This is a genomic window from Arthrobacter sp. Soil_N43 (genome assembly GCF_057655195.1).
The window spans coordinates 16,454-43,145 of sequence record NZ_JBDGML010000100.1 but is presented as its reverse complement, the minus strand read 5'-3'; the positions used below and the strand labels follow the sequence as shown (position 1 = coordinate 43,145).

The 26,692-nt window shown below is 66.9% G+C and carries 22 protein-coding genes and 1 tRNA gene; 4 read left to right on the top strand and 19 right to left on the bottom strand.

Translation table 11 applies throughout. From position 1 onward, the window contains the following. Positions 1-144: 144 nt before the first annotated feature. The 5 genes from AC3A3W_RS13220 to galU all read right to left on the bottom strand — a co-directional run bounded on the left by AC3A3W_RS13220 (position 145) and on the right by galU (position 3,740). A tRNA-Ala gene (locus AC3A3W_RS13220) sits at positions 145-217 on the bottom strand. A 45-nt stretch (positions 218-262) separates the two neighbouring features. Continuing rightward, a complete protein-coding gene (locus AC3A3W_RS13215; protein ID WP_487443465.1) occupies positions 263-1,063 on the bottom strand; it encodes an SDR family oxidoreductase in 801 nt (266 codons plus the stop codon). A gap of 33 nt (positions 1,064-1,096) precedes the next feature. After that, positions 1,097-1,894, bottom strand: coding sequence for a hypothetical protein (locus AC3A3W_RS13210; RefSeq protein ID WP_487443463.1), 798 nt, complete (start codon positions 1,892-1,894; stop codon positions 1,097-1,099). A 313-nt stretch (positions 1,895-2,207) separates the two neighbouring features. Next, complete coding sequence (locus AC3A3W_RS13205; RefSeq protein ID WP_487443462.1) at positions 2,208-2,828, bottom strand: GNAT family N-acetyltransferase; 621 nt, start codon at positions 2,826-2,828, stop codon at positions 2,208-2,210. 6 nt (positions 2,829-2,834) lie between these two features. Next, positions 2,835-3,740: a UTP--glucose-1-phosphate uridylyltransferase GalU gene (galU, locus tag AC3A3W_RS13200; protein WP_487443460.1), complete on the bottom strand. Its 906-nt coding sequence runs from the start codon at positions 3,738-3,740 to the stop codon at positions 2,835-2,837. Between the two features lie 89 nt (positions 3,741-3,829). Here galU and AC3A3W_RS13195 point away from each other — a divergent pair, with 89 nt between their 5' ends. The 3 genes from AC3A3W_RS13195 (at position 3,830) to cpaB (ending at position 5,728) form a co-directional block, all read left to right on the top strand. Next, on the top strand, positions 3,830-4,441 hold the full coding sequence (locus AC3A3W_RS13195) for a 5-formyltetrahydrofolate cyclo-ligase (protein WP_487443458.1): 612 nt from the start codon (positions 3,830-3,832) through the stop codon (positions 4,439-4,441). Positions 4,442-4,590: 149 nt separating this feature from the next. Further along, positions 4,591-4,857 (top strand): FmdB family zinc ribbon protein, encoded by a 267-nt coding sequence (locus AC3A3W_RS13190; protein ID WP_205655504.1) that lies wholly within the window; start codon positions 4,591-4,593, stop codon positions 4,855-4,857. Between the two features lie 130 nt (positions 4,858-4,987). Then, positions 4,988-5,728 carry a Flp pilus assembly protein CpaB gene (cpaB, locus tag AC3A3W_RS13185; RefSeq protein ID WP_487443456.1) on the top strand — a complete coding sequence of 247 codons (741 nt, stop codon included), beginning with the start codon at positions 4,988-4,990 and terminating at the stop codon, positions 5,726-5,728. A gap of 18 nt (positions 5,729-5,746) precedes the next feature. Here cpaB and AC3A3W_RS13180 read toward each other — a convergent pair whose 3' ends face one another. The 14 genes from AC3A3W_RS13180 to AC3A3W_RS13115 all read right to left on the bottom strand — a co-directional run bounded on the left by AC3A3W_RS13180 (position 5,747) and on the right by AC3A3W_RS13115 (position 25,408). Continuing rightward, positions 5,747-5,968, bottom strand: a complete 222-nt coding sequence (locus AC3A3W_RS13180; RefSeq protein WP_487443454.1) for a hypothetical protein — start codon at positions 5,966-5,968, stop codon at positions 5,747-5,749. Next, positions 5,965-10,056 (bottom strand): AAA family ATPase, encoded by a 4,092-nt coding sequence (locus AC3A3W_RS13175; RefSeq protein ID WP_487443452.1) that lies wholly within the window; start codon positions 10,054-10,056, stop codon positions 5,965-5,967. The genes AC3A3W_RS13180 and AC3A3W_RS13175 overlap by 4 nt, the downstream gene beginning before the upstream one ends. Positions 10,057-10,214: 158 nt before the next feature. After that, positions 10,215-11,804: a glutamine-hydrolyzing GMP synthase gene (guaA, locus tag AC3A3W_RS13170; RefSeq protein WP_487443450.1), complete on the bottom strand. Its 1,590-nt coding sequence runs from the start codon at positions 11,802-11,804 to the stop codon at positions 10,215-10,217. Between the two features lie 75 nt (positions 11,805-11,879). After that, positions 11,880-12,383 carry a DUF3817 domain-containing protein gene (locus AC3A3W_RS13165; RefSeq protein WP_487443448.1) on the bottom strand — a complete coding sequence of 168 codons (504 nt, stop codon included), beginning with the start codon at positions 12,381-12,383 and terminating at the stop codon, positions 11,880-11,882. Further along, positions 12,380-13,222 (bottom strand): SURF1 family protein, encoded by an 843-nt coding sequence (locus tag AC3A3W_RS13160; protein ID WP_487443446.1) that lies wholly within the window; start codon positions 13,220-13,222, stop codon positions 12,380-12,382. The genes AC3A3W_RS13165 and AC3A3W_RS13160 overlap by 4 nt, the downstream gene beginning before the upstream one ends. Positions 13,223-13,306: 84 nt before the next feature. Continuing rightward, complete coding sequence (locus AC3A3W_RS13155) at positions 13,307-13,795, bottom strand: PTS sugar transporter subunit IIA (protein WP_487443444.1); 489 nt, start codon at positions 13,793-13,795, stop codon at positions 13,307-13,309. Between the two features lie 50 nt (positions 13,796-13,845). Next, the gene (locus AC3A3W_RS13150) at positions 13,846-15,597 is read right to left on the bottom strand and encodes a glycerol-3-phosphate dehydrogenase/oxidase (RefSeq protein ID WP_487443442.1); all 1,752 of its coding nucleotides are present in this window, start codon (positions 15,595-15,597) and stop codon (positions 13,846-13,848) included. A gap of 90 nt (positions 15,598-15,687) precedes the next feature. After that, entirely contained in the window at positions 15,688-16,824 is a 1,137-nt protein-coding gene (locus AC3A3W_RS13145) for a GuaB3 family IMP dehydrogenase-related protein (RefSeq protein WP_487443441.1), read from the bottom strand. Next, positions 16,821-18,695 (bottom strand): ABC transporter ATP-binding protein, encoded by a 1,875-nt coding sequence (locus tag AC3A3W_RS13140; RefSeq protein WP_487443439.1) that lies wholly within the window; start codon positions 18,693-18,695, stop codon positions 16,821-16,823. The genes AC3A3W_RS13145 and AC3A3W_RS13140 overlap by 4 nt, the downstream gene beginning before the upstream one ends. A 105-nt stretch (positions 18,696-18,800) precedes the next feature. Then, positions 18,801-20,312 (bottom strand): IMP dehydrogenase, encoded by a 1,512-nt coding sequence (gene guaB / locus AC3A3W_RS13135; protein ID WP_487443437.1) that lies wholly within the window; start codon positions 20,310-20,312, stop codon positions 18,801-18,803. A gap of 201 nt (positions 20,313-20,513) precedes the next feature. Beyond that, positions 20,514-22,613, bottom strand: coding sequence for an acyltransferase family protein (locus AC3A3W_RS13130; RefSeq protein WP_487443435.1), 2,100 nt, complete (start codon positions 22,611-22,613; stop codon positions 20,514-20,516). Between the two features lie 143 nt (positions 22,614-22,756). Then, the gene (gene groL / locus AC3A3W_RS13125) at positions 22,757-24,367 is read right to left on the bottom strand and encodes a chaperonin GroEL (protein ID WP_487443433.1); all 1,611 of its coding nucleotides are present in this window, start codon (positions 24,365-24,367) and stop codon (positions 22,757-22,759) included. Between the two features lie 87 nt (positions 24,368-24,454). Beyond that, complete coding sequence (groES, locus tag AC3A3W_RS13120; RefSeq protein ID WP_205655517.1) at positions 24,455-24,751, bottom strand: co-chaperone GroES; 297 nt, start codon at positions 24,749-24,751, stop codon at positions 24,455-24,457. Positions 24,752-25,006: 255 nt separating this feature from the next. Then, entirely contained in the window at positions 25,007-25,408 is a 402-nt protein-coding gene (locus AC3A3W_RS13115; protein WP_487443431.1) for a hypothetical protein, read from the bottom strand. A gap of 53 nt (positions 25,409-25,461) precedes the next feature. Here AC3A3W_RS13115 and AC3A3W_RS13110 point away from each other — a divergent pair, with 53 nt between their 5' ends. After that, positions 25,462-26,691 (top strand): THUMP-like domain-containing protein, encoded by a 1,230-nt coding sequence (locus AC3A3W_RS13110; protein ID WP_487443429.1) that lies wholly within the window; start codon positions 25,462-25,464, stop codon positions 26,689-26,691. Position 26,692 lies beyond the last annotated feature (1 nt).

The following is a 26,692-nucleotide window of genomic DNA, read 5'->3' as shown; positions in this document are numbered from 1 at the left end:
CTCAACGCTATCGATTCCCCAGTATCAAGTCTCACTACAATGAGCCCATGACAGCCACAACTCTCCCAGCGGCAAGTTCTGGGCCAAAGTGTTATCAAAGTGTTTGTTTCGGGGATTCAAAGACCTTCAAGCCCGTGAAATCTGTGGAGCTAAGGGGATTCGAACCCCTGACCTCTTCGATGCGAACGAAGCGCTCTACCAACTGAGCTATAACCCCGGGGGCGCTGCCTCTGGGAGGAACCGCAACGCCGGTTTCCCTAGGCTACAAATTTTCCGGCCGGTTTGCCAGCCAGGCCTCGAATGTCTCCCTGCCATAGGGCTCCCCGGGGGCGAGATTGCTGCCCGCGCGCAGGAACCGTCCCATCGCGCCAGGCAGCGGGAGCGCTACCAGCAGTCCCTTTGAGCCTGTGGTCCGCTTCCACGTGCGCGCCATCGCCGCCATGTCCGTGACCTCGGGGCCGCCGATCGTCCGCAGCCGGTGGCTCTCTCCGGAGGGCGGCTCGAGTGCCGCTTCCAGCAGCGCCGCGGCGACGTCGCCGGGTCCGATCGTTTGGAACCGTGCGCCGCGGATCACCGGAACCAGGCCCACGCGGGACCCCGCGGCGAAGATCCGGGCCAGCAGGCTGTGGAACTGCGTGGCGCGCACCGCCACGGTCTCCAGCTCCGAAGCCAAATACGCGCGCTCCTTCTCCGCCTTCGACCGGTAGTAGCCGTAAGTGCTTTGGTCGCAGTTCACAATGGACAGCAGGACCGCCTTCGGGACGCCGGCTTCCAGCGCCGCACCGAGCAGAATCGCGCCGCCGGCGGCAAATTGCCGGAGCGCCTTGCCGGTTTGCCCCTCAAGGCAGTCGATGACGACGTCGGCGCCCGCCAGGGCTTCCGGCAGGCCTGCGCCGGTGGTGACGTCCCCGCGGAAGTAGGTGGCGTTGTCGTGCTGCCCGCCGGCACCGTCCTCCGGAGGGTTCCGGCTGAGGACTGCGACGGCGTGCCCCCGGCTCAGGGCCTGGCGCACAACTTCCCGGCCAACCTGGCCGGTACCCCCGGCAACGCAGATGCGGCTCATGCTTCGCGGCTGCATTCGGCCGTGAACACAAGGCTATGCGCGGCGGCGCTGCAGGACGTCGTCGAGGTTGCTCAACGCGCTCTGCGCCTTGCCCTGCGGCCGGGCCTGCCCGGCGTTCGGCGAGGCGACGGCCGGCGCTGCGGCGTTGCCCTGTTTGAGCGAGGGCTTGCCGGCGGCCTTCGGTGCCTCCGGAAGGTCGAGGGGCTGGGGGGCGGGCCGATCCGCCTTCGCGGCCTCGACATAGGTGGGCTTAGGTACTTCGACGGGCTCCCAGGGGGCGGACTCGTCAGTGGTCGGAGCGGCAGCTTCCTGCGTCGTGGAAGCCTGGCCGCTGTTGTCACCCGCTGCGAGGGCAACCGCCAGGGCAGCCTCACGCAGTTCGACGGCGGTCAGCCGTTTGGGCTGGGGGTCTGCAGCTTCGGCATCGAAGAGGGTGCTTTCGCGAAGCGCGGCCGTTTCCTCCTCTGCCTGCCCTGCCTCTGGAACGGCCGGCTGAACGGCGCGGTCCGGACGCGTCGCAGGTGCACCCATGGCTGCAGAGAAGGCCGCGTTGACTTTCCTGCGGCGGTCGCGCACGGCGAGCCTGCGAAGAAGAACGACGGCGGCCACACCCGCCAGAAATGACACGGGCGGAAGCCAGCCGCTTGCCAGTCCAAAGATCGCCAACGCACCGGATATGAGGGCAGTGGCGAACAGCAGGAGCCCGGCCAGTGCGATGGCAGCACGCCCATAGCGGATGCGGAAGGCGCCGCCGGTATTGGCGGCAGGCTTGCCGCCGGGCTTGACCGGCGTGAAGCGTGCTCCGGATTCGCTGCTCTTCCTGGTGTCCATGGGATTCTCCTGCTGGACGGTCATGTGAAGGACCGTTCCGGCTTGCGGGTTTGCAGTTTCGTGGTCAACGCTCTCCGCCATCAAATCGCCGGCCGCCTGAAACTGGTGGCGGCCGTTTCGGAGCACGTAGGGGGCAACCCATACAATCCAGAGCGCAACAGCGACCACAAGGATGACTGAGCTGCTAAGAGGGAAGTCCACACACAAAACCGTATGAGCAATCGGCAAGCTGTTGTGGCATTCGTCTCGGTGTGTCGCCCCCTGCCTCTCAAATCATTGGACTTAAGGCCGGTTATTCCCCGGCGGTCCCTTGTCAGGCCGGCCTCGAACGCAGCCACCTGTTCAGAAGTCCCTCCGGTACTTCCTCGGATGTCAGGGCAAAAGTCCTGTGGTCCGCCCACTCCCCGTTAATGTGCAGGAACCGCGGCCGGTACCCCTCATCGCGGAAACCGAGCTTCTCCACGACGCGCAGGCTGGGCCGGTTTTCCGGCCGGATGTTGATTTCCATGCGGTGCAGGCCCAGGGTCCGGAAACAATGGTCGGTGGCCATGGCGACTGCGGTGGGTGCGATGCCCTGCCCCGCCCGCGCTTCATCCACCCAGTAGCCCAGGGTTGCCATCATGGCCGAGCCCCAGACGATGGAGGACACCGTCAGCTGGCCCACGATGACGGGATCACGGAACCCCGGTGTCCATGCGGTGATCAGGAAAGGCAGCGCCGTGCCCTGGGCTGCCTGGGCGTTCAGCGACCGCACCATTTGGCGGTAGTCCGGAAGTGCGCCGCCCGGGGCGGGGTTGGACGCTTCCCAGGGGGCCAGCCACTCGCTGTTGCGTGAACGGACCGCAGTCCATTCCTTGCGGTCCCGGTATCGGATGGGGCGCAGGACGATGTCGCCGCACTCCAGCGTGACCGGCCAGATGTGGCTGACCCTCATGGGGAACTAGTGGGTCAGGCCGGCAGCGAACTTTGGCAGCCAGTCGCGCAGGCCGGGTCCCAGGTCGTCGCTGTCGACGGCCAGCTGGACACACGCCTTGAGGTAGCTGAGCTTGTCGCCTGTGTCGTAGCGCCGGCCGCGGAAGACCACGCCGAACACGCCGCCGCCTTCGCCGTCCCTGCTGGCGAGTTCCTGCAGCGCGTCGGTCAGCTGGATCTCTCCGCCACGGCCCGGTTCGGTCCGTTCCAGCACATCGAAGACGGCGGGGTGGAGGACGTAGCGCCCGATGACCGCCAGATTGGAGGGAGCCTCCCCGACGTCCGGCTTTTCCACGAGCTTGTTGATCTTGACGAAGCCTTCGCCTTCGATCTCGGAAATGTCCGCGCAGCCATAGGCGCTGATCTCGGAGGGTTCCACCTCGATGAGGGCCACGACGGAGCCACCGGTCTTCGCCTGGACGTCGATCATGATGCTCAGGAGTTCGTCGCGGGCGTCGATCAGGTCATCGCCAAGCAGCACGGCGAAAGGTTCGTGGCCGACGTGCTGGCGCGCACGCAGCACCGCGTGGCCCAGACCCTTGGGGTCGCCCTGGCGGACGTAATGGATGTCGCCCAGGTTGCTGGCGGCCTGGATGGACTCGAGCTTGGCGGTGTCACCCTTGGCCTCGAGCGTTGCTTCCAGCGCTGGAACCCGGTCGAAGTGGTCCTCGAGGGCGCGCTTGTTTCGCCCTGTAATCATCAGCACGTCGCTCAGGCCCACCTGTACGGCTTCTTCGACGACGTACTGGATGGCCGGCTTATCCACCACCGGCAGCATTTCCTTGGGCATGGCCTTGGTGGCAGGCAGGAACCTGGTGCCGAGTCCCGCTACGGGGATGACGGCCTTGCGGACTGAAGGATTAGTGGAAGTCACTCGACTAATGTAACGGAGGGAACATTCATACCGTAAATGCTTCCGGCAGTGGCCACGCCGGGATTCCGCGCGACAAAGGACGGCGCACCATGTCACCACAGACCCTGCAGTCAAAGGATGAGATCCGCTCCCTGCACCGGAAATTCCGCATGGGCATGCAGCCCGACGCCCTCTCAGCGGCCGCCGCCGGGATCGCCCGTCACGGACTGTCCTGGGCCGCCGCCATCGCGGACGGGGCCCCGGCAACGTTTACCGCATACCTGGGCGTGGCCCACGAACCGCCCACCCTCCCGCTGATAACGGCGCTTCACGGTGCAGGCCACAAAGTGCTGCTGCCGGTCTGCGAGCCGGACCGCGCGCTGAGCTGGGTGTTCTGGGATCCGGAGTGCGAATTTGTCCGCAGCCGGTACGCGCCCATCAAGGAGCCTGCCGGAGAACGCCACGGCCTGGAGGCCATCCGGGAGGTGGCCGGACTGTTCCTGCCGGCGACGGCCGTAGACCTGAGCGGAAACAGGATCGGGCAGGGCGGCGGCTATTACGACAAGTTCCTGGCGGACGCCGAAGCCGCTGGTCTGCAGGCACCCAGGGCCGCGGTCATTTACGACTCCGAGCTCCTGCCTGCTTCGAGCATTCCTGTTGAGGGGTTTGACCGTCCCGTCGACGCGGTGCTCACACCCTCGGGCCTGGTCCGCCTGACATGATGCAACGCGCGGGCAAGATGATAGAATTGGCACTCAGGCCCTGCGACTGCTAATGGAGCTGTTTCCGGCACGGAGATCCCGCAAGGAATTCCGCGTCATGGCACCTTGGCAGCACGGGACCTGTCGTTTGTCCAAGAGGAGGATCTTCAGTGCCCACGTATGCCTATGCCTGCAAGGATTGCAGCCATGCCTTTGACATCGTGCAGTCATTCACTGACAGCACTCTGACGTCCTGCCCCGAATGTGAGGGAACCCTGCGCAAGAAGTTCAACAGCGTGGGCGTGGTCTTCAAGGGCTCTGGTTTTTACCGCACGGATTCACGGGACACGAAGGGCAGCTCAGTCTCGCCCACGCCTGCCGCCTCTTCACCGGCGCCGGCTGCGCCTGCCGCCGCACCTGCTGCTGCCGCGAGCTAACCGGCACCGTCCACTCCCGCGACTGTCCGTCCCACGGCGGTAATCCACATACGGGCGCTTGCCCGGGACGCTTTCCACATAGCGCAGGCGTGCACTGCCCCCCGGGGCCGAGGTTCCATAGCGTGGCTGCATGCCAGCTCTCGGACTGCCTCCCGCCAGACCCTCCCGCCCCGCCGCCCGGACGCGCCGCAGCACCACGGCGCCCGGATCTTCCGAACGCCGCCGCCCCAGCCACCTGCAGGGCTGGCTGAACCGCAACCGGCGGCTTGCCGTGGCGCTGCTGCTGTGTGCCGCGGCCGGCATCACGGTCCATCAGCTGACGCCGGCCCCCGCGCACACACTCCCGGCCCTGGCCGCGGCACGTGACTTGCCGGCCGGGGCCACACTGGGCGGCAGCGACCTGGCTGCCGTGGACGTTCCGCCCTTCCTGCTCGCCGCCGGCACGTTCACCGACGCTGCGCAACTCAGCGGCCAGCAACTGGCTGCACCGCTGCGGAAGGGCCAGCTGGTCTCCGAGGCCCAGCTCGTGGGACCTGGCTTGCTCACTGGTTCGCCCCCGGGCTCAGCCGCCGTCCCGCTGCGCATGGCGGACCCCTCCTCCATCCAGCTCGTCTCCCCCGGGCAACTCGTGGACATCGTCCTGACCGGCGGGGCGGGCTTCGAACAGCAGTCCCTGTCCAAGGTCCTGGCCAAGGCGGTGCCGGTGCTCTGGACCTCTGCGCGGGAGGGGCAGGGCGGCCAGTGGCTTGGTACCGGGGATTCCGACGGCCTGATGGTGGTGGCTGCCACTCCGGCGCAGGCAAGCGCGCTGGCCGGAGCGTCAACCCAGGGGAAGCTCTTCTTCGTCCTCGTGGGCTCCACGCGCCGGTGATCCTGCCGGGTGCGGCGGCTAACCCCAGTGCGGAGGCTTTTGTTCCTTGAGCCAGGCGTCGTGGTCGTTATCGGATTCTGCGTCGCCCCAGGCCCGGGGGTCGTCCTCGGCGGCCTTGTTGGGCACCACGCCGCCCGATTTCAGCGGACCTGCGGTCTTGGCCGGGTCCGGAGTCTTGGCCGGCGGGGCAGAAGCCGCGGGGCCCGTGCGGGACTCACGGTCTGCTGCTTCGTGGCTCACTGCGCGTTTTCCTTCCTGTCCGGTATACCGCCATCGTATTCGTTCTCGCCGTCGAGGCTTCCGTCGGACTCGTCACGGCGCTGCCGGTGGTCCTGGTCTTCCAACAGGACCTGGTCCTCCAATGCCTGGTCCTCCAATGCCTGGTCCTCCAGTGCCTGGAACTCCTGCACCTCGTCCTCGCGCCCCTGGAACTCCTGGCCCTGGAACTCCTGGGCCTGGCCGTTCTGGACCTGGCCGTCCTCGTCTGCCGCCGGCCCGTAGGAGTCGTCACCCAGGCCCGTGACGTCCTCGTCGAAGAAGCCCGGTGAGGCCACGGCCCGGGCCGGGCGCACCGGCTTCTCAAGTCCGAGGTAGCCGCCGATCCGGTCGGCGCAGGCCGAAGGATCCGTGAACACCTCGATCGTCCACAGCGGCATATAGCGCCAGCCCAGGCGCTCGAGAAGCTGCGGGCGGAGCCTGCTGCGTTCGCGGACCGTCATCTGGCGGTACTGTTCGGTTCCGTCGGACTCAATGGCCACCGGCCGCGGAATCTCGGCCTCATCCTGGCCCATCGTCCTCAAGGGGTCGGCTGCTGCCACGACGTCAATGACGCCGTCATACTGGTGCCAGACGCGTGCCCCGCGGGCCCGGAGCCGTTCCCCCAGGTCGGCCACGAGGGGATCCGCACCCAGCGCCTGCTCGCTTGCCGCCGCCCGGGAAGCCGGCGTGCCGAGGTCTGTGTTGCCGGAAATCTCGCGGTCCAGCAGCTCGTACAGGTCCACCGCACCATGGGCCAGACGGGTCCTGTCCAGGTCTTCCGGCTTGAAGCACGTCAGAACATGCAGCGACTGCCGGGCACGGGTCATGGCCAGGGCGAACTTGGCGCGGCCGCCCTCGGCGGAAAGCGGACCGAAGTTGTGCAGGGCCCGTCCATGGGGCGTCCTGCCATAGCCGGGAGAGAAAATGACGTGGTCGCGGACCAGCCCCTGGGCACGTTCCAGATCCACCACGCGGAACGATTCCTCGCCGGCCGTGAAGAATCCCGAAAGCATCGGATAGTTGGGAAGCTGCAGGCGGATGGCCTCGCCGATCCGCGCGGCATGCCGCAGGCTGGCCGTGACCACAGCCAGGGACGTGCGCGGGCGGAGGCGGGCGTGCTCGAACACCAGCTCCACGACGCGGTTGACCTCGGCCACCACCGATTCCACGCCCTCGTCGTCGGCGCTGGGCAGTCCGGTGCCGTCTGGCAGGTACTCCACCAGCAGGGCACGGTCCAGGCCCGTCGCGGACTGGCCCTCGGGCAGCCGGCGGAGGCCGCCGTCGTAAAAGCCCTTGCTCAGCTGCAGCACCAGGTCTTCGTCCACGGCGCGGTAGACGGAATGCAGCCGCCACGTCGGAAGGACGCCCGCCAGGGCACTGAAGGCGCTCTCCACGCTCTGGTGCGTCGGTTCACCGGCGGCAAGCCGTTCCACCGCCACCGTGAAGGTGCGGGGGCTGGCGATCTTGTCATCACCGAAGGCAATGACCTGTTTGGCGCGGGCCACGGCAGGCAGGACCGCCTGGAGCGACGTCGCCTCGGCGTCGAGAATCACCACGGCGTCGAACTTCTGCTCGGCCGGGAGGAGCCCGGTCATGAGGTACGGGCTCACGGACCAGACCGGCACCAGCATCGGGACCAGCGCGGGAGCCTGGGCTGTCAGCGCCGCAAGGGTGACCCGCCCGTCCTTGAGCAGGCTGCGGAGGAGGTCCGCCTGGCGCGGGTTCGCCGCGATCCCTTCGCGCCAGCGCTCGGCCAGCTGCCACCGCAGACGGCCGGCGCCGCTGGCAATGTGGGCGTTGTCTGCGAGCCGGTACTCGGCTTCGAGCTGGCGCAGGGCGTCGCCGTCGGACATCGCGAGGTAGTCGTCTCCGCTGATCATCGCTTCGAGCGCGGACTGCCACCAGGCCAGGTCGAGCTCGGCGGCGACAGACTCGGCCGGAACCTCCCGCTCGGACAGGTCCGCGAGCAGCTCGCCCAGGCCATGCTCGCGCATGTTCTCGATGAGGAGCGTGCGCTCCGGAAGCGTCTTGAGCGTCTGGGAGTCGGCCACGAGCCGCTCCAGCCGCTCCATCAGGTCCGGATAGGCGGTCTTTTCGAGTGCGCCGCCGGCCGCTGTGTGCCGTAGCGCGTCCCCGAGCTGCTTGAGTTCCCGGGCGAGCCCGCGGTACATGATGCTGATCTCGGCCAGGCCGGACGGCACCGCGGGATGCCGCTGCGTCGTGGCATAGTCCGACCACAGCGCACGCTGCTCCTGGACCAGCACCAGCGAGCTGTGAAGGTCGGAGATGTGCACACCCGGGCGAACGTATTCCTTGGCCACCCGCCGCAGGCGCGACCGCTGCATGGAGGGCATGTCGACGCCGCGTTCCCGGCGCCAGGCCGAGGACGCGGTGGCCGAGATGAGGTCATGGACGGGCCGGTCGAAGATGTCCGGGGTGAACTTGTCCAGGCTCTCCCGGACGGCCACGAGCAGCCGGAGCTGGGAGCCCCACTCGGCAAAGTTCATGCCGAGCCGGATCTCGGCGTGGTCCGCGACGTCCTTCATGCGGCCGTGCAGCACCGGCAGTTTCTTCTCCACCGAGCGCGCCAGGTCCTGCGCCTCCTCGGTCTCCTTGCGCGTCACGAGGCGGGCGCCGTGCCAGGGGCTCGACGTCGAGGCCTTGCTGAAGCTGCCGAGTTCCGCCGCGCGCTTCAGCCTGCCGGCGAGTTCGTCGCGGTCGCGGATGTTGTCCAGCACGCTGCGCTTCAGACGGACGGTGGTGGCCGGCGCGGGCTGGATGGACGTCAGCTCCGCGAGGGACTGCATCGCCTGGTAGGGCGAGCACCCCCACCGCTCACGGACGTTGTGGAGTGAGGCCACGTGGTCCATCAAGGCGTGGCGGTGCTCCGTAAGGGTCCGGTGCAGGGTGCCCAGGCGCGGCTCGGCCGACTTCTCGTTCCGCACGATGGCCCGGACCAGCTGCCCCTTGAGTTGCTGGGGCGTTGCGCTGCCTGAGAGCTGGAACAGGATGGACTCCAGTCCCAGGCCTTCGAACTTCGCCGCCACCTCGTTGAGGCTGGCGCGCCGGTCCCCCACCACGAGGACGGTTTTGCCTTCGTCCACCAGCGCGCCGATGGTATTGATGGCGGTCTGGGTCTGGCCGGTCCCGGGCGGGCTGCTGACAAGCAGCGACTCCCCTGCCCGCACGGCGTCGATCACGTACTGCTGGTCCGCGTCGGCGTCGAGGAGCAGCAGTTCGTCGGCGGGATTCCGCTCGTCCACGCTCGGGAAGCGCCCGGGTTCCAGGGCCGGGACGTCCTTCACTTCCCCGGCGGCGGCCCGGGCCAGGGACGCCACGATGGCATTCTGCTCGTTGATCCAGGGGTCGTCCAGGTTGCCTGCGAGGTCGGCGAACGTGGACACCAGCAGGTTGTGCTCCACCTCCGCGCCGTGGATGGGCTTGACGAGGGTGCTGAGCCTGTCCAGCACCGGCTGCGGATCGAAGCGGGCCGTGCTGTAGGCCATCCTGGTGACCGCGTTGACGTCGAACACGATGCCGTGGACGGTCTTCAGGTGGCGGATGAGCGCGGGGTTGATGCGGGCCTGCTCCGTGAGCTGAAGTTCGTAGTCGTCCTCCCCGGGCCGAATGGTCAGCGAGATGGCGGTCAGCATGACCGGTGCCGAGACGCGCTGCGGTTTGCCGCCGACGGCGGATGTCCACACCACGGTGCCCGCAGACAGGTACCCGGCCTCGATGCCGCGGTCGTTGGCCAGCTCGAAAATCTTGGAGCGAAGGTTCCGCGATGCACGGGCGGCCACGACGTACTGCTGGTGGTCGCGGATGAGGGTGGACAGCCTGGTGCGGCGTCCTGCCATGAGCTGGGCAAGGCCGGAGGGGTGGGCGTGCGTCAGGTCGATGGAACCCTCAGGGGTTTTCGTGAAGCGCAGCATTGTGTCCGCCCCGGTGACGGGCTTAAGCGCGGACAGCCACTTCTTGAGCTCCTCCGAACCTTCGGGGTCGACCTGACCAACTGACACTGCTGCCTTCTTTTCTGCGCTTGCACGTGACGCCATGGACCATACGGGCATACTTTCGAGCGTAGCCGGAAACGGCCGCCCGTGAGAGACCGCAACACTTGAACGGGCTAAGTTGCGGCGCATTTCACCCGGCGCCAGGTTCGGGAGATGGCCCCGGGGCCTTAAAGCGGAGTGGCCGGCCTCCTGTCGGAGACCGGCCACTTATACCGCTATTCCCACTCGATGGTTCCCGGCGGCTTGCTGGTGACGTCCAGCACCACCCGGTTGACGCCGTCGACTTCGTTCGTGATGCGGTTCGAGATCCGCGCCAGCAGGTCGTACGGCAGGCGGGACCAGTCAGCCGTCATCGCGTCCTCGGAGGAGACGGGGCGGAGCACGATCGGGTGGCCGTAAGTCCGGCCGTCACCCTGGACGCCCACGCTGCGGACGTCCGCGAGCAGCACGACGGGCATCTGCCAGACGTCGTTGTCGAGCCCGGCGGCGGTCAGCTCTGCCCGGGCGATGGCGTCCGCCTTGCGCAGCAGGTCCAGGCGCTCCTTGGTGACCTCGCCGACGATCCGGATTCCTAGGCCGGGGCCGGGGAACGGCTGCCGCCCCACGATCTCGTGCGGCAGGCCGAGCTGGGCGCCGACGGCGCGCACCTCGTCCTTGAACAGGGCACGCAGCGGCTCGACCAGCTCAAACTGCAGGTCCTCCGGCAGGCCGCCCACGTTGTGGTGGCTCTTGATGTTCGCAGCACCCTCGCCGCCGCCTGATTCGACGACGTCCGGGTACAGGGTGCCCTGGACGAGGAACTTGATCTTCTCGCCGTGGGCCGCGGCCTCGGCGATGATGGCCAGTTCCGCCTCTTCGAACGCGCGGATGAATTCGCGGCCGATGATCTTGCGCTTGGTCTCGGGGTCGCTGACTCCGGCCAGCGCGGCCTGGAAGCGCTCCTGCTCGTTGGCGACGTAGAGCTTGACGCCGGTGGCGGCGACGAAGTCGCGCTCGACCTGTTCGGCCTCGCCTTCGCGCAGCAGGCCGTGGTCCACGAAGACACAGGTCAGCTGGTCCCCGACGGCGCGCTGGACCAGCGCGGCGGCGACGGCGGAGTCCACGCCGCCGGACAGGCCGCAGATGACTCGGTCGCTGCCGATCTGCTTGCGGATGCGGTCGACCTGCTCCTCGAGGATGTTGCCCGTGGTCCAGTTCGGTTCCAGCTTGGCGCCCTTGAACAGGAAGTTCTCCAAGACCTGCTGGCCGTAGGCCGAGTGCTTGACCTCGGGGTGCCACTGCACGCCGTACAGGCACTTTTCCTCGTTGGCGAAGGCAGCCACCGGGGCGCCAGCCGTCGTGGCGAGGACATCGAAGCCGTCGGGCGCCTCCTGGACGGAGTCACCGTGGCTCATCCAGGTGTTCTGCACCTCGGGAACACCGGACAGGATGGAGCGTGCACCTCCCACGGCTGTGGCCTCGGTGGAGCCGTACTCGCGCAGCCCGGTCTGGGCCACCTTTCCGCCCAGTGCGTTGGCCATCGCCTGGAAGCCGTAGCAGATGCCGAAGACCGGGACACCCGCCTCAAAGAGGTCGGCGCCGACGCTCGGGGCGCCGTCCGCGTAGACACTGGAGGGTCCGCCGGAAAGGATGATGGCGGCAGGGTTCTTGGCCAGGAGCTGCTCGGTGGTGTAGGTATGCGGAACCACTTCCGAATACACATTCGCTTCCCGGACGCGGCGGGCAATCAGCTGCGCGTACTGGGCACCGTAGTCAACAACCAGCACCGGCTTCTGGGAAGTCTGGGATGCAGTGGGAGTAGTCACCGTCCTAGACTACTTTGCGCCGTTGCCCCGACGCACCTTGAGGGGCCCCGCTGTGACGCACTAAACGTCAACTGCCTAGTAGCGGCTCGCCGCTTCCGGGTTCGCTGCGAGTTCGGCCTCCACCTCGGCGTGGAACTTCTTCTCCACGATGAAGGACAGGAACGGCACCACGCCGCCGAGCGCCAGCAGGATCATCTTGACGAACGGCCAGCGCATCAGCGTCCACAGCCGGAAGTTGGACATGAGGTACACGACGTACATCCAGCCGTGGACGATCAGCACTGCCACGGACAGGTTCACGCCGCCGAGCACGCCCTTGGGTTCGGCGTCGGCAAACCCGAACCCGAACGGCTGGCCGGTCACGGCGTTGGTTCCGCCGGCGAAAAGGTACTGACCAAAGCCGTAGCGTGCCACCAGTTCAGCGCAGAGCAGCAGGAGCATGGCACCGGTGAGGTAGGCCATGACCTTGTAAAACTTCAGGGCAGAGCGGATCTGCGCCTGCGTGCCGCCGAAGCGCCGCTTCTTCGCTCCCGCTGAGTTCGACGGCTGCGGCTGGACGGCAGGCTTGGGTTCAATCATGGCTGTACCTTTTGTTGGATCTCATTTGGTTGGGTGGGTTCCGGTCCGGCATGGCCGCTGTCCTCATGCTCCTCGAGGCTCCGCTGGTAATCGTCCTTGACCAGCCGCCACCAGACGAAGAGGGCAAAACCCGCGAAGACAATCCATTCCACGGAATAGAAAAGGTTGAGCCAGTTGACCTTGGCGGGCGGAGGCTGTGCGCCGATGTTGAGCGGCTCCAGGCCCCCCGCGGCGGCGGCAGCCCCGACGTCGGACGTTCCGGAAATCTCGGTTGTCGCGGAAACAAAGGCCGGGTAGCTGCTGACGTTCCAGACGTTGATGAGCTCGGCCACGGAGACGGCGGAGGCCTGTCCCGGAGCGGGGGCCGTGCCCGGCACCGGCGCCTCGGACGGCAGGAGCCGTCCGGTCAGGCGGATGGTGCCCGACGGCGGATCCTCGGCTTCAGCGGGGTCGGCGACCCACCCGCGCGCCACCGGGATCCAGGTTTTCGGGGAAACTGCCGCGCCCTTGAGCACGGGGGCGCCGTCGACGGCGAAGGCCGACACCACCCAGTAGCCCGTCTTCCCGCTCTTGAGCCGGCCCGGAATGATCACCTGCTTGGCGGCGTCGTAGCTGCCCGTGGCGGTGACCATCTGGTCGGCGACGGAGCCGCGGAAGAATTCCCCGGGCTGCAGCAGCCCCGTGAGGTCCTTGACTTCCTCGGTGGTCGGACTGACCGGCACTTCGGGCTGCGTGGATCGGCCGAACTGCCACTGGCTGAGCAGCACAAAGACACCGGAGACGACGATCGCAAAGACCAGGCCTGCGATCCACCGGGGCTGGAGGGCTGTTTTCCACACCCCTTAACCGTACTTCGTCTCCGTGTAGAACAACGAAACGGCTGGTGGCGGCGGCCTCGACACCAAAGGGCCGGCGCCAAACCGTTAGTGGTCGAAGAAAACCAGGCTCGAGTTGATCAGCTCCGCGATCACTTCGGCGTCGTAGGCCCTGCGCAGCGAGTCCCGGAAGGATTCCTTGGAGAGGGACCGCGCCAGGGTGGCCAGCACTTCCAGGTGGTCGGAGAACGAGCTCGCGGGCGTGGCAATGAGCAGCACCACGTTGGCCGGACCGTCGGTGGCGCCGAAGTCGAGGGCCTTTCCGTATTTGGTAATGCCGACGGCGATGGACGTCCGCGACACGAATTCGCTGCGGGCGTGGGGCAGGCCCACTCCCCCGGGCAGCCCGGTGGCGAGCTGGTGCTCACGGGCGTTGACGTGCTGGAGGAAGCCTTCAAGGTCGGAGATCCGGCCGGCGTCGTAAAGTTTGCGGGCAAGCTGCTTTGACGCATCCAGCTTGTCCGTCGCGTCCATCTCCAGAATCACCATGTCCGGTGTGGTGAGCTCAGCGTCGTAACGGTCCAGTGCTTCCGCCAAGTCGTGTCCCTTCAGTGTGGCGCGGGCCACTTGCGCGGCGAATGGCGATCTCAGCGCAGCGGCACGATGTCCTCTACGCCCAGGCGTGCGGCGTCTGCCGACTCGTCGTCCGGCTGCTGCTGGCTGAGTCTTTCGGCTTCCACCCGCGCGAGGTAGTGCTTGATTTCGCTTTCCCGCTGCGCATCGCTCCAGCCAAGAATTTCTCCCATAAGTTTAGCGACTACCGGGGCGGCGGAAACACCACGGTCCCAGGACTCGATGGAAATGCGGGTCCGTCGGGTCAGCACGTCCTGCACATGCCGGGCACCTTCGTGGCTTGCCGCGTAGACGGCCTCGGCCTGCAGGTAGTCGTCGGCTCCGGGCAGGGGCTCCGCGAGCTCCGGGTTGTCGTGGATGAGTGCCAGCACTTCCGGCGTCATGGCCCCGTACCGGTTGAGCAGGTGCTCCACCCTCGCCACATGGACGCCGGTCTCCTCGGCGGTCCTGTTGCGGCGGTTCCATGCCGCCTTGAATCCGCTGGCGCCCAGGAGCGGGATGGTTTCCGTGCAGCTCGGCGGCACACGTTCGTCCATGCTCCGCGTGGCCTCGTCCACCGCGTCTTTGGCCATGACCCGGTAGGTGGTCCACTTGCCGCCGGCCACCACGACAAGACCGGGCACCGGATGGGCCACCACGTGCTCGCGGGACAGCTTGGCGGTGGAGTCGTTCTCCCCAGCCAGCAGCGGCCTGAGGCCCGCGTAGACACCCTCCACGTCCTCGCGGGTCAGGGGGCGCTTGAGGACGGAATTGACGTGCTCGAGCAGGTAGTCGATGTCCTTGCTGGACGCCGCAGGGTGGGCCTTGTCCAGGTGCCAGTCGGTATCCGTGGTGCCGATGATCCAGTGCCGCCCCCACGGGATGACGAACAGCACGGACTTCTCCGTACGCAGGATGAGTCCGACGGTTGACTGGAAGCGGTCCCGCGGGACCACCAGGTGGATGCCCTTGGAGGCGCGGACCTTGAGCTGGCCGCGCTCCGTGACCATGGCCTGGGTTTCGTCCGTCCAGACGCCGGTGGCGTTAATGACCTGCTTGGCCCGGATCTTGAAGCTGGAGCCGTCTTCGTGGTTGACCACCTTGGCGCCCACCACGCGTTCGCCTTCGCGGAGGAAGTCGACGACGGCCATCTGGTTGACGGCGTGGGCCCCATAGTGGGCGGCGGTGCGGACGAGGTTGGCCACGTACCTGGCGTCGTCCACCTGCCCGTCGTAGTACCGGATGGAGCCCACGAAGGCGTCGTCCTTGAGGCTGGGCGCCGCCCGCAGGGTGCCGCGCCGCGTCAGGTGCTTGTGGAACGGGACGCCGCGCTTGTGGCCGCCGGAGATGGACATGGCGTCGTAGAGGGCAATGCCCGCGCCGATGTATGGCCGCTCGAAGAACGGCTTAGTCAGCGGATAGAGGAACGGCACCGGGCGGGCGAGGTGGGGCGCCAGCTCCGAAAGGAGCAGCCCGCGTTCCTGCAGCGCTTCCTTGACGAGCCCAAAGTCCAGCATCTCCAGGTACCGGAGCCCGCCGTGAATGAGCTTGGAGGAGCGGGACGACGTGCCTGCCGCCCAGTCGTTGGCTTCCACGATGCCAACGCTGAGCCCCCGTGTGACAGCATCGAGCGCCGCGCCGCAGCCGACGATTCCGCCGCCGACGATGAGGATGTCGAGTTCCTTGCCAGGCTGGGTGGTGGCCTTGAGGGCCTCGAGCGAAGCTTCCCGGGCCTCCGGCCCCAAGGCTCCCCTGGACGCGGGCGAACCGCCGGCGAAACTGGTCATGATGCGCCTCCAACCTCATCGAACGTCGTAGTTCACCAGACTACTTGCTACCTCTGCCGATGGGCAGGGCACGGGAGGAGGGCGGAGGCGTCAGTTCCCCGCGTAGGGCGACACGACGACGTCGACCCGCTGGAACTCCTTGAGGTCCGAGTAGCCGGTGGTCGCCATCGAGCGGCGCAGCGCTCCGATCAGGTTCGACGTGCCGTTGGTGTGGTGGCCGGGGCCGAAAAGGACCTCCTCCAGGGGACCTACCGTGCCGACGTTGACGCGGTCGCCGCGGGGCGATTCCAGGTGGTGGGCCTCCTGGCCCCAGTGCCAGCCCTTGCCCGGTGCTTCGTCGGCGCGGGCCAGTGCGGTGCCCAGCATGACGGCGTCGGCGCCCATCGCGATCGCCTTGACGATGTCGCCCGAGGCGCCCATGCCGCCGTCGGCGATAACGTGCACGTACCGGCCGCCGGATTCGTCCATGTAGTCGCGGCGAGCGGCGGTGACGTCGGAAATGGCGGATGCCATCGGCGAGTGGATACCCAGGGCACGGCGCGTGGTCGAGGTGGCGCCGCCGCCGAAGCCGACCAGGACGCCGGCGGCGCCCGTGCGCATGAGGTGCAGGGCCGGGGTGTAGCCCGCGGCACCGCCGACGATGACGGGCACGTCGAGCTCGTAGATGAACTGCTTGAGGTTCAGCGGTTCGTGGTCCTTTGACACATGCTCGGCGGAAACCGTGGTGCCGCGGATGACAAAGATGTCGACGCCGGCCGCCACCACGGTCTTGTAGTGTTCCTGTGTGCGCTGCGGCGTCAGGGATCCGGCGACCGTGACGCCGGCGGCGCGGATTTCAGCCAGCCGGGACGTGATCAGGTCAGGCTGGATGGGTGCCTGGTAGAGCTCCTGCATCTTCCGCGTGACGGCCGGGCTGTTCGTTTCGTCGTCGAGCACAGCGATCTGGTCCAGCACCGACTGCGGGTCCTCGTACCGGGTCCAGAGCCCTTCGAGGTCCAGGACTCCCAAGCCGCCAAGCCGGCCCAAGGCGATTGCCGTCGCGGGCGACATCGCGGAGTCCATCGGCGCGGCGATGACCGGCATGTCGAACTGGTAGGCATCGATCTGCCACGAGACGGAAACGTCCTTGGGGTCACGCGTACGACGGTTGGGGACGATCGCGATGTCATCCAGGGAGTAGGCACGACGCCCACGCTTGCCACGGCCAATCTCAATCTCGTAAGTCACGTGACCACTTTACTTGACCGCTGCGGACTCCCTGGCTCCAGCTGCGATTCGAACATCCTGAAGTAGCGGCCGCGCAGCGCCACGAGCTCCTTGTGCGTGCCCTGCTCCACGAGCCGGCCGTCCTCCAGCATGTAGACGATGTCCGCTTTCTCGATCGTGGCAAGGCGGTGGCTGATGGCAATGATGGTGCTGCTCCGGTCCGCGAAGAGCCGGGTGAAGATGCGGTGCTCGGCCAGTGCGTCAATCGCGGAGGTCGGCTCGTCCATCACCATGAACGAGGCGTTCCGGTAGAAGTTGCGTGCCATGGCCAGCCGCTGCCACTGCCCGCCGGAGAGGCCGCTGCCCTTCCGCCCCCGCGGATCCTCCATCCAGTTGCTGACGTGGTTGTCCAGGCCGTTGGGAAGCTTGTTGATGAAGTCGAGCGCTTCGGCGTCCGAAGCGGCCCGGCGGATCCGGGCATCGTCGCGGGGTGAGTCAACGTCGCCGAAGAAGATGTTCTCCGCTGCGGTGGCAAATTCATACTTCAGGAACTCCTGGCTGAGCACCGCCAGGTGGCGGTGCCACGAGGTGACGTCGACGGCGGCGAGGTCAACGCCGTCGAGCAGCACCTGTCCCGAATCGGGCCGGTAAAGCCCGGCCAGGATCCTGATCAGGGTGGACTTGCCGGCGCCGTTTTCCCCGACGATCGCGATGTGTTGCCCCTCCTTGATCGTCAGGGAGATGCCCTTGATGACCTCCAGTTCGCTGCCCGTGTAGGTGAACCGGATATCGCGCAGTTCAACGGTTCCCGGCGCGGTGAGGAGCGGCGGCGAATGGTCGGAGTGCACCGGCAGCGCCATGAACAGCTCATAGTCCTTGAGGTTGGCGAGGTCCTCGTCGATGGAGCTCAGCGAGGAGACCAGGCTGTTGGCCGTGGACAGCGCACGGCTGACGATCTGCTGCACGTAAAGGAACTGCCCCACCGGCTGGGCCCGCGCGATGATCTGGCCGACCACCCAGATCAGGGACACCACCTCCGCGCCGTACTGCAGGGCGTCCGCTGCCAGCTGCTTCGGGATGTAGCGCTTCTGGAAATCCAGCCGCCTCTTCTCGTCGGCGTCCCGGAGCCGGGAGCGCAGCTCCATGAGGTAGCCCACGATCCCGTACAGCCGCATTTCGGCGATGTGCTGCGGGCGCAGGAGGTTGGTTTCGATCATCCTGCGCTGGCGGCGGGAATCCACCTGCGTGTTCCAGTGCGCAATCTGTTCGCGGGAGAGTTTGAACTGCAGGTAGACGCTGGGCACGATGGCGACCAAGACGATCACGGCGATCCACCAGCTGACCAGCAGGAGGGCGCCGACGGCCAGGATTACCGAGACCAGCTGTGTGAAGATCGCGGCAATCCGGTCCAGGACCCGGGCATACGAATCCGAGAACCTCTTGGCGCGGTCGTAGAGGTCCACGGTTTCTTTGTCGTCGTAGCGCCAGAATTCCAGGGCGAGGAAGCGCTCATACATGAGGTCGCCCACGATCGCGCCCACTTTGAAACTCATCAGTTGCTGGATGTAGCGGTCCACGCTGCTGAAGCCGCCCCAAAACAGGCCCAGGGCCGCCGTGATGATCACATACACGACGGCCTGCTGGCCTGCGGCGGCGTCGCCGGAATACGCCGCGGCCAAAGCGGTGGTGGTGAGGGCTGCGAAGTACGTTGTGACAAGCGGCAGCGTCGCGGAAATCAGCGAGCCCGCGACTTTCATCACGACAGCGGCGGGCGAGGCCCGGAAACTGACACGCAGCACCTGCGCCACCGCGCGGGCGTACGGCCTCACAGCAAGCTTGCGCCGGGCGTCCCGTTTGGGGTTCAGCTCGGGGGGATGGCGTGGTGCGGACATGGCATCAGCCTAGTCCGGCAGCCCCGGTGATTGAGCTTGCCGAAATCCAGGTTTCGACAGGCTCAACCACCGGCCGGTTTCGACAGGCTCAACCGCAGGCAGGGATCAGCGCGAGCCGTAGTTCGGTGCCTCGACGGTCATCTGGATGTCGTGCGGGTGGGATTCCTTCAGCCCTGCCGGCGTGATCCGGACGAACTTGCCGCGGGCCTTCAGTTCCGGAATGGTCGGGGAGCCCACGTAGAACATGGTCTGGCGGAGCCCGCCCACCAGCTGGTAGGCGACGGAGGCCAGGGGCCCGCGGTAGGCCACGCGGCCTTCGATGCCCTCGGGGATGAGCTTGTCGTCACCGGAGACGTCAGCCTGGAAGTAGCGGTCCTTGGAGTACGACGTGTTCTTGCCGCGGGACTGCATGGCGCCCAGCGAGCCCATGCCGCGGTAGCTCTTGAACTGCTTGCCGTTGACGAAGATCAGCTCGCCCGGAGACTCGTCGCAGCCTGCCAGCAAGGATCCGAGCATCACGGTGTCGGCACCGGCGACCAGCGCCTTGCCGATGTCGCCCGAATACTGCAGGCCGCCGTCGGCGATCAGCGGAACGCCGGCCGGGATGGCCGCCTTGGCGGACTCGTAGATCGCGGTGATCTGGGGCACGCCCACACCGGCCACCACACGGGTGGTGCAGATGGAGCCCGGGCCAACGCCCACCTTGATGCCGTCGGCTCCGGCGTCGATGAGCGCCTGGGCGCCTTCCCGGGTGGCGGCCTGGCCGCCGATGATGTCCACGTGCGCCGCGACCGGGTCTGACTTGAGGCGGCGGATCATGTCCAGCACGCCCTGGGAGTGGCCGTTGGCAGTGTCGACGAAAAGGGCGTCCACGCCGGCGTCGACGAGCTTCATGGCGCGTTCCCAGCCGTCACCGAAGAAGCCGATGGCCGCACCGACGCGCAGCCGGCCTTCGTCGTCCTTCGTGGCCAGCGGGTACTGCTCGGCTTTGGTGAAGTCCTTGGTGGTGATGAGGCCCTTGAGCCGGCCCTGCTCGTCAACGAGCGGCAGCTTCTCGATCTTGTTGGTGGCCAGCTTGTGCGAAGCCTCATCGCGGCTGATCCCCACGTGGCCGGTGACCAGCGGCATCTTCGTCATGACGTCGCTGACCAGGCGGATTGGGAAGTCCGATTCGGGCACGAAGCGGGTGTCGCGGTTGGTGACAATGCCGAGAAGGCGGTTGCCGTCGTCGACCACCGGCAGGCCGGAAACGCGGTACTGGGAGCAGAGCTCGTCGAGCTCCTGCAGCGTGGCCTCGGGGCGGATGGTCAGCGGGTTGGTGATCATGCCCGACTCGCTGCGCTTGACGCGGTCCACCTGGTCGGCCTGGTCGTCGATGGACAGGTTGCGGTGCACCACGCCCAGGCCGCCCTGGCGGGCCATGGCGATGGCCATGCGGGACTCCGTGACAGTGTCCATCGCGGCTGACAATAGCGGGGTCTCCACCGTAATCCGCTTGGAGATCCGCGATGACGTGTCGGCGTCGGACGGGATGACGTCGGTGTGGCCGGGAAGCAGCAGGACGTCGTCGTAGGTCAGGCCGATGAAACCGAACGGATCGTGTTCGGGCTGGGTCATGAGTGCGCCTCTTACCTTGGTTGTGGGGTCACGGGTAGGGGTTGCAGCCGATGACCAGCCCGTCATTACGGGACTGGCCTGTGCAGAAGTATTGAATAAATTCTAGAACCTCCGCGGCGATCCCCATATTCCGGAACGGCTTTGTGAGCAATGGCACGCGGCGGCCGACGCCGGTGGCACACGCCGGTGGCACCGAGCCGGCTATTTCCAGCCGGTCGCGGCGAGCAGCCGCTTCTCAAACATCGGGATCATGGACTGCACGTACGTCTTGGTGAGGTGGTTGTCATCCTTGTAGACGTAGACGTTGCCGACCACCGCGGGGCACGTTCCGTCGGCGCAGATGAAGTCGCTCATGTCCATCAGGTGAAGCCCGTCCACCTTGCCCCGGTAGGCGTCCAGCGGTGACGACGCCGCGAGGGATTCGGCGAGCGGGGGGTTGCACTCCGCCGATTCGGCGCCGAACTTCTGGACGCATTCCGGCATGTTGATGGCGAAGCGGGGGTTGTCCCGGATGCCCACCACGTCCATCCCGGCGTCCGTGAAGGGCTTGATGCCGTCCACGTAGCCGGGCACGTCGGTTTCGAAGGGCGCCTCCTTGTGGGTCAGCGACGCCACCGTGAACACGGCGTCCGGCTTGTGTTCCATCACGTAGGCGGCGCTGGCCCGGTTGAACGCGTTGCACTCGGCATCCCGCTCCGGCGATTCCGCGCCGAACCGGCAGTTGCCCTTCAGCAGGGTGACCACTTCCCAGCCGTGGTCCCGCGCGATCGGTCCCAGAGCGGCCATGTACTGCTGGGCGTGGGAATCCCCCAGCACCACGATCCGCTTCTTCACATGCTCCGGCCTGCTGTTCTGAAGGCAGCCAGAAAGGAGCGGGTCGGTGGGGACGTTGCCGTCCGTGCACAGGCCGTCGATGTCGGCCCATTCGTTTTTCATGGCCGCGGGGGCCGGAATGACCGTGGCCTCCGGGGTGGGTTTGCCGGCATTTTCGGGCGCCAGGGCGGCCGCACCCGGCGTCAGTTCGCGCGGTTGCGCGGCGGCAGCAGCCTCCTCTGCCGTCAGCCTGGTCTGCCAGACGGCCACGGGGCCGGCCAGCAGGGCGCCGCAGGCAACGATGACGACGGCGGTCCGCCAGGCCCGCAGCTGCGGCCAGTGCCACTCCCGCAGCGGCTTTTCCACGAAGCGGGTGGTGAGCACGGCAAGGACCACGGACGCAGCCACGATGGCCAGGCCCTGCACGAGGTTGGGCTTCTCGATTCCGGTTCCTGCAAGGGCCAGGACGAGGATGGGCCAGTGCCAGAGGTAGAGCGCGTAGGAGTTGTCGCCGAGGGCAACCAGCGGCCTGGAGCTCAGGACCCGGTCCACGCCGAACCGGCTGCCGCTTTGCCCCGCGATGATGATGGCCGCGGCGGCCAGCGTGGGCCACAGTGCGATGAAGCCGGGAAAGGACCGGTCCACGGTCAGGACCAGGCCGCAGGAGATCATGGCCGCCAGCCCGGCCCAGCCCAGGATCACGCGCACCGTCTTGCCGGGCTTCAGGTACGGCAGGGACAGCGCCAGCAGCGATCCCAGTGCGAATTCCCAGAGCCGGGTCCGGGTATCGAAGTAGGCGTAGGCCTGGTTCGTGGCCGTCTGCTCGATGGAGAAGACGAGGGAGGCGATGAAGAGGCCGGTGAAGGCCACCAGCAGCACCAGCCGGTAACTGATTTCCCGGCGGCGCCGGAGCAGCCGCAACACGAGGGCGGCCCCGGCGAAGATGAGCGGCCACAGAATGAACACCTGGCCTTGGATGGACAGGGACCAGAAGTGCTGCAGCGGACTGGCGCCCGCGTGGTCCTGGGCGTAGTAGTCCACCGCGGTGTCCGCGAGCAGCCAGTTCTGCCGGTAGAGCAGCGACGCCCAGGCCTCGTTGAGGACGTCCGGCCAGCGGCTCTGCGGGATGACCAGCCAGGTGCCCGCCAGGACTCCGAGAATTACGACGACGGCGGCCGGAATCAGCCGTTTGAAGAGGTGCAGCCAGTGGCTCACCAGGCGCAGCGGCCTGCCGTTTTCCACTTTGCGGACAAAGGACAGCGTGAGCAGGAACGCGGAGATCAGCAGGAAGATGTCCACGCCGCCGGAGACGCGTCCCAGCCAGACATGGTAGGTGACCACCATAAGCACGGCGAGGGCCCGGAGCCCCTGGACCTCGGGACGGTAACCCTGTTTGGCCTTGACCTGGGCGGACCGCGTAACCTCACCGGCATGATGGCGTGAGCCGCTGCCCCGCTGGCCCGTCGTTCTCGCTACTGGCACAAACATCCCCTCAAGACCGGCGGCACAAAACATCCATGTTACCGTTTCGTGATCTTCAGGGCCAAACCGGCACGCCTGTGTGGACATGCAAAAAGGGCGGCCCAGCAAGCGCTGGACCGCCCCTTCAGGACGTGCAGGATGGCTGCAGCCTAGTGGCTGTGGCCTGCGTGCTCGTCTTCCTCGGCGGGCTTCTCAACAACAAGGGTCTCGGTGGTGAGAACCAGCGCAGCGATGGAGGCCGCGTTGCGCAGGGCAGCACGGGTGACCTTGACGGGGTCGATGACGCCCGCTGCGATCAGGTCCTCGTACTCGCCGGACTTGGCGTTGAAGCCGTTGTTGGTTTCGAGCTCGGCGACCTTGGCGGTGACCACGTAGCCGTCGAATCCGGCGTTCTGGGCAATCCAGCGCAGCGGCTGGACCAGCGCGCGGCGGACGATGCCCACGGCAGCTGCTGCGTCACCCTCGAGGGCGGTAACAGCGGGGTCCTCGTCGAGCGCCTTCAGGGCGTGGATCAGCGCGGAACCGCCGCCGGCCACGATGCCTTCTTCGAGGGCGGCGCGGGTGGAGGACACGGCATCTTCGATGCGGTGCTTCTTTTCCTTCAGCTCAACCTCGGTGGCAGCGCCGACCTTGATCACGCCGATGCCGCCGGCCAGCTTGGCCAGGCGTTCCTGCAGCTTTTCCTTGTCCCAGTCGGAATCGGTGCGGGTCAGCTCGGCACGCAGCTGGGCAACCCGTGCCGCGACGTCCTCGGCCGAACCGGCGCCGTCAACGATGGTTGTGTTGTCCTTGGTGACCGTGATGCGGCGGGCGGTGCCCAGCACTTCCAGGCCAACGGTGTCCAGGCTCAGGCCCAGCTCCGGGGAGACAACCTGCGCACCGGTGAGGGTGGCAATGTCCTGCAGCATGGCCTTGCGGCGGTCACCGAAGCCCGGAGCCTTGACGGCAACGACGTTCAGGGTGCCGCGGATGCGGTTGACGATCAGCGTGGACAGGGCCTCGCCCTCGATGTCCTCGGCAATGATGAACAGCGGCTTGGAGCTCTGCAGCGCCTTTTCCAGCAGCGGCAGGAATTCCTGGACTGCAGAGATCTTGCCCTGGTTGATCAGGATCAGGGCGTCCTCGAGGACGGCCTCCTGGCGCTCCGCGTCGGTGACGAAGTACGGGGACAGGTAGCCCTTGTCGAACTGCATGCCCTCGGTGAGGACCAGCTCGGTCTGCGTCGTGGAGGACTCCTCGATGGTGATCACACCATCCTTGCCGACCTTGCCGAACGCTTCGGCCAGCAGCTCGCCGACCTCGTCGCTCTGCGCGGAGATTGCTGCCACGTTGGCCACCTGGGTGCCCTCGACGGGGCGGGCGTTCTCGAGCAGGCGGGCTGCAACGGCTTCAACGGAAACCTCGATGCCGCGCTTGATCTGGCCCGGAGCGGCACCTGCAGCAACGTTGCGCAGGCCTTCCTTGACCAGGGCCTGTGCGAGCACGGTGGCGGTGGTGGTGCCGTCGCCGGCGACGTCGTTGGTCTTGGTGGCTACTTCCTTGGCCAGCTGGGCGCCAAGGTTTTCGTAGGGGTCGTCCAGTTCCACTTCACGGGCGATGGTGACGCCGTCGTTGGTGATGGTGGGGGCGCCCCACTTCTTGTCCAGCACGACGTTGCGGCCGCGGGGACCAAGCGTCACCTTGACCGTGTTGGCGAGCTTGTCGATGCCGGCTTCAAGAGACCGGCGGGCAGCGTCGTTGAACGCAAGCTGCTTTGCCATGGTTTTGTCCTTTCAAGACAGAAACCCCGCGCTGCCGACCGGCCTGACGTGAATCAGACAAGATCGGCGGCGCGGGGATCCAAAGAGTTACTTAACGACGATCGCCAGAACGTCGCGGGCAGACAGCACGAGGTACTCTTCGCCGCCGGTCTTGACTTCAGTTCCGCCGTACTTGGAGTAGATGACGACGTCGCCGATGGTTACGTCGACCGGAACGCGGTTGCCGTTGTCATCGAAGCGGCCGGGGCCAACTGCAACAACTTCGCCTTCCTGGGGCTTCTCCTGCGCGGAGTCCGGGATAACCAGGCCAGAAGCCGTGGTCTGCTCGGCTTCGAGCGGGCGGACAACAATACGATCCTCAAGAGGCTTAATAGAGACCGACACTCGGACCTCTCCTTTTCGTCAGCAAATTTGTGGACTGGAAAACTGTTGCGCCTCAGCGTGCAAACCGTCGTCGCGGTGCCGGCAGCAGCCAGGCTGGCAGTTCTTCATGTGTTAGCACCCTCCTAGGGAGAGTGCTAACGATGACTCTATGTAAGGGATTAGCACTCGGTCAAGGCGAGTGCCAGAAGTTCATCTCCGGTGAACATTTGCCGGAGCGCCGGTAAGACGGATATCACCGCCCGGTGAGGGCATCAATCACCGCCCGGTGAGGGCATCGAACCCGACGTCCTCACCGCCGTCGTCGTCGCTTTGGGGCGAATTCTTACGCTGGCGGACGAGCACGACGGCGGCCGCGGCGGCCGTCAGCGCCGAGGCGGCCAGGAACACCACGCCTCCGATGCGTACGCCGGAATACAGCTCCCGGATCTGCCGGGCTTCATCGGTTGCGTCGTTGATGTTCTTGCCGCCCACCGAGTAGACGGTGGAGTTGAAGGAGTTCAGCAGGAAGATGACCACGAGCAGCAGGAGGCAGACGATGGCGACAGCCACTCCGGCAATCAGGGCCGGACGCGCGTACCGGGCCAGGTGGGCATACCGGGCGGCGCCGCCAGGGTTGCGGGCAGGGTGATCTGGGCTGGGAGTTGCGCTGGCGTCCATTCAGTCCACCCTATCGGCAAGCGCCCTCCTGGCCCTCCACTAGGCTTGAGGGCATGTCTGACGCACCGCAGGACCAGATCGCCCAGCTCCTCACCGAAGAAGGATGGCAGTTGCTGGCCTCGCTGGGTCCGTACCGCGAGGACCAGTCCTTCACGCTCAATGCACGCCTTCGGAAGCAGGGTCACTCCCCCGCCCTGGTGTCCGCGGTCCTCACCCAGTCCAGGCTGCGCACCAAGGCCGAAGCCAAGTTCGGCGAATTCGCCCGCCAGATGCTGTTCACCCAGGCCGGCCTCGAACAGGCAACCCGGCTTAATGTGGCGGCCAGGCATGCCCAGCGCTTCGCCCAGGCGGGTATCCGCCACGTGGCCGACCTCGGCTGCGGTCTCGGAGCGGATTCCATGGCCCTGGCGTCCCTGGATATCGATGTGACGGCCGTGGAGGTCGACGAAACCACGGCCGCGTGCGCCACCATCAACCTCATTCCGTTTCCGCACGCCACGGTGGTGCATTCGGACGCCACGTCTGTTGCCCTCGGTGACGCCGACGGCGTGTGGCTGGATCCGGCCCGCCGCACCACCTCCACCTCCGGGACCAAGAGGATCTGGGATCCGGAGGCCTTTTCGCCGCCGCTGTCCTTCGTCGAATCGCTCGCGGCCTCCGGGCACGCGGTGGGCGTCAAGATGGGGCCGGGCATGCCGCATGATTCCATCCCTGCCGGCTGCGAGGCCCAGTGGGTTTCGGTGGGCGGCGACGTCACCGAGGTAACGCTCTGGTTCAACGCGGTTGCCCGGCCGGGGATCCGGAGGGCCGCCCTGCTGCTCGGTCCCCAGGGGGCTGCGGAGCTCACCAGCGCGGAGGATTTCGACGGCGGCCCGGTTGCGCCCGTGGGCCCGGTCGAGGGCTACATCTACGAGCCCGACGGCGCCGTGATCCGCGCGGGCCTCGTGGCTGACCTTGCCCTGCAGCTGGGCGGGCACCTCGTGGACGAGCACATCGCCTACATCTGCGCGCCGGACGCCGTGGACACGCCCTTCGCCCGGGCTTACAAAGTCCTGGAGGTCATGCCCTACAGCGTGAAGGGGCTCAAGGCCTGGGTGAAGGAGAACGGCATCGGCGTGCTGGACATCAAGAAGCGCGGCACGTCCGTCACTCCCGAGGAGCTGCGGAAACAGCTCCTCCCGGCGGGCAAAGGCAGCGGGAAGAAGGCCGGCAAGAAAACAGCCACCCTGGTCCTCACCAGAATCGGTGACGAGCGGGTGGCTGTCTCGGTGGAGCCGGTCTAGC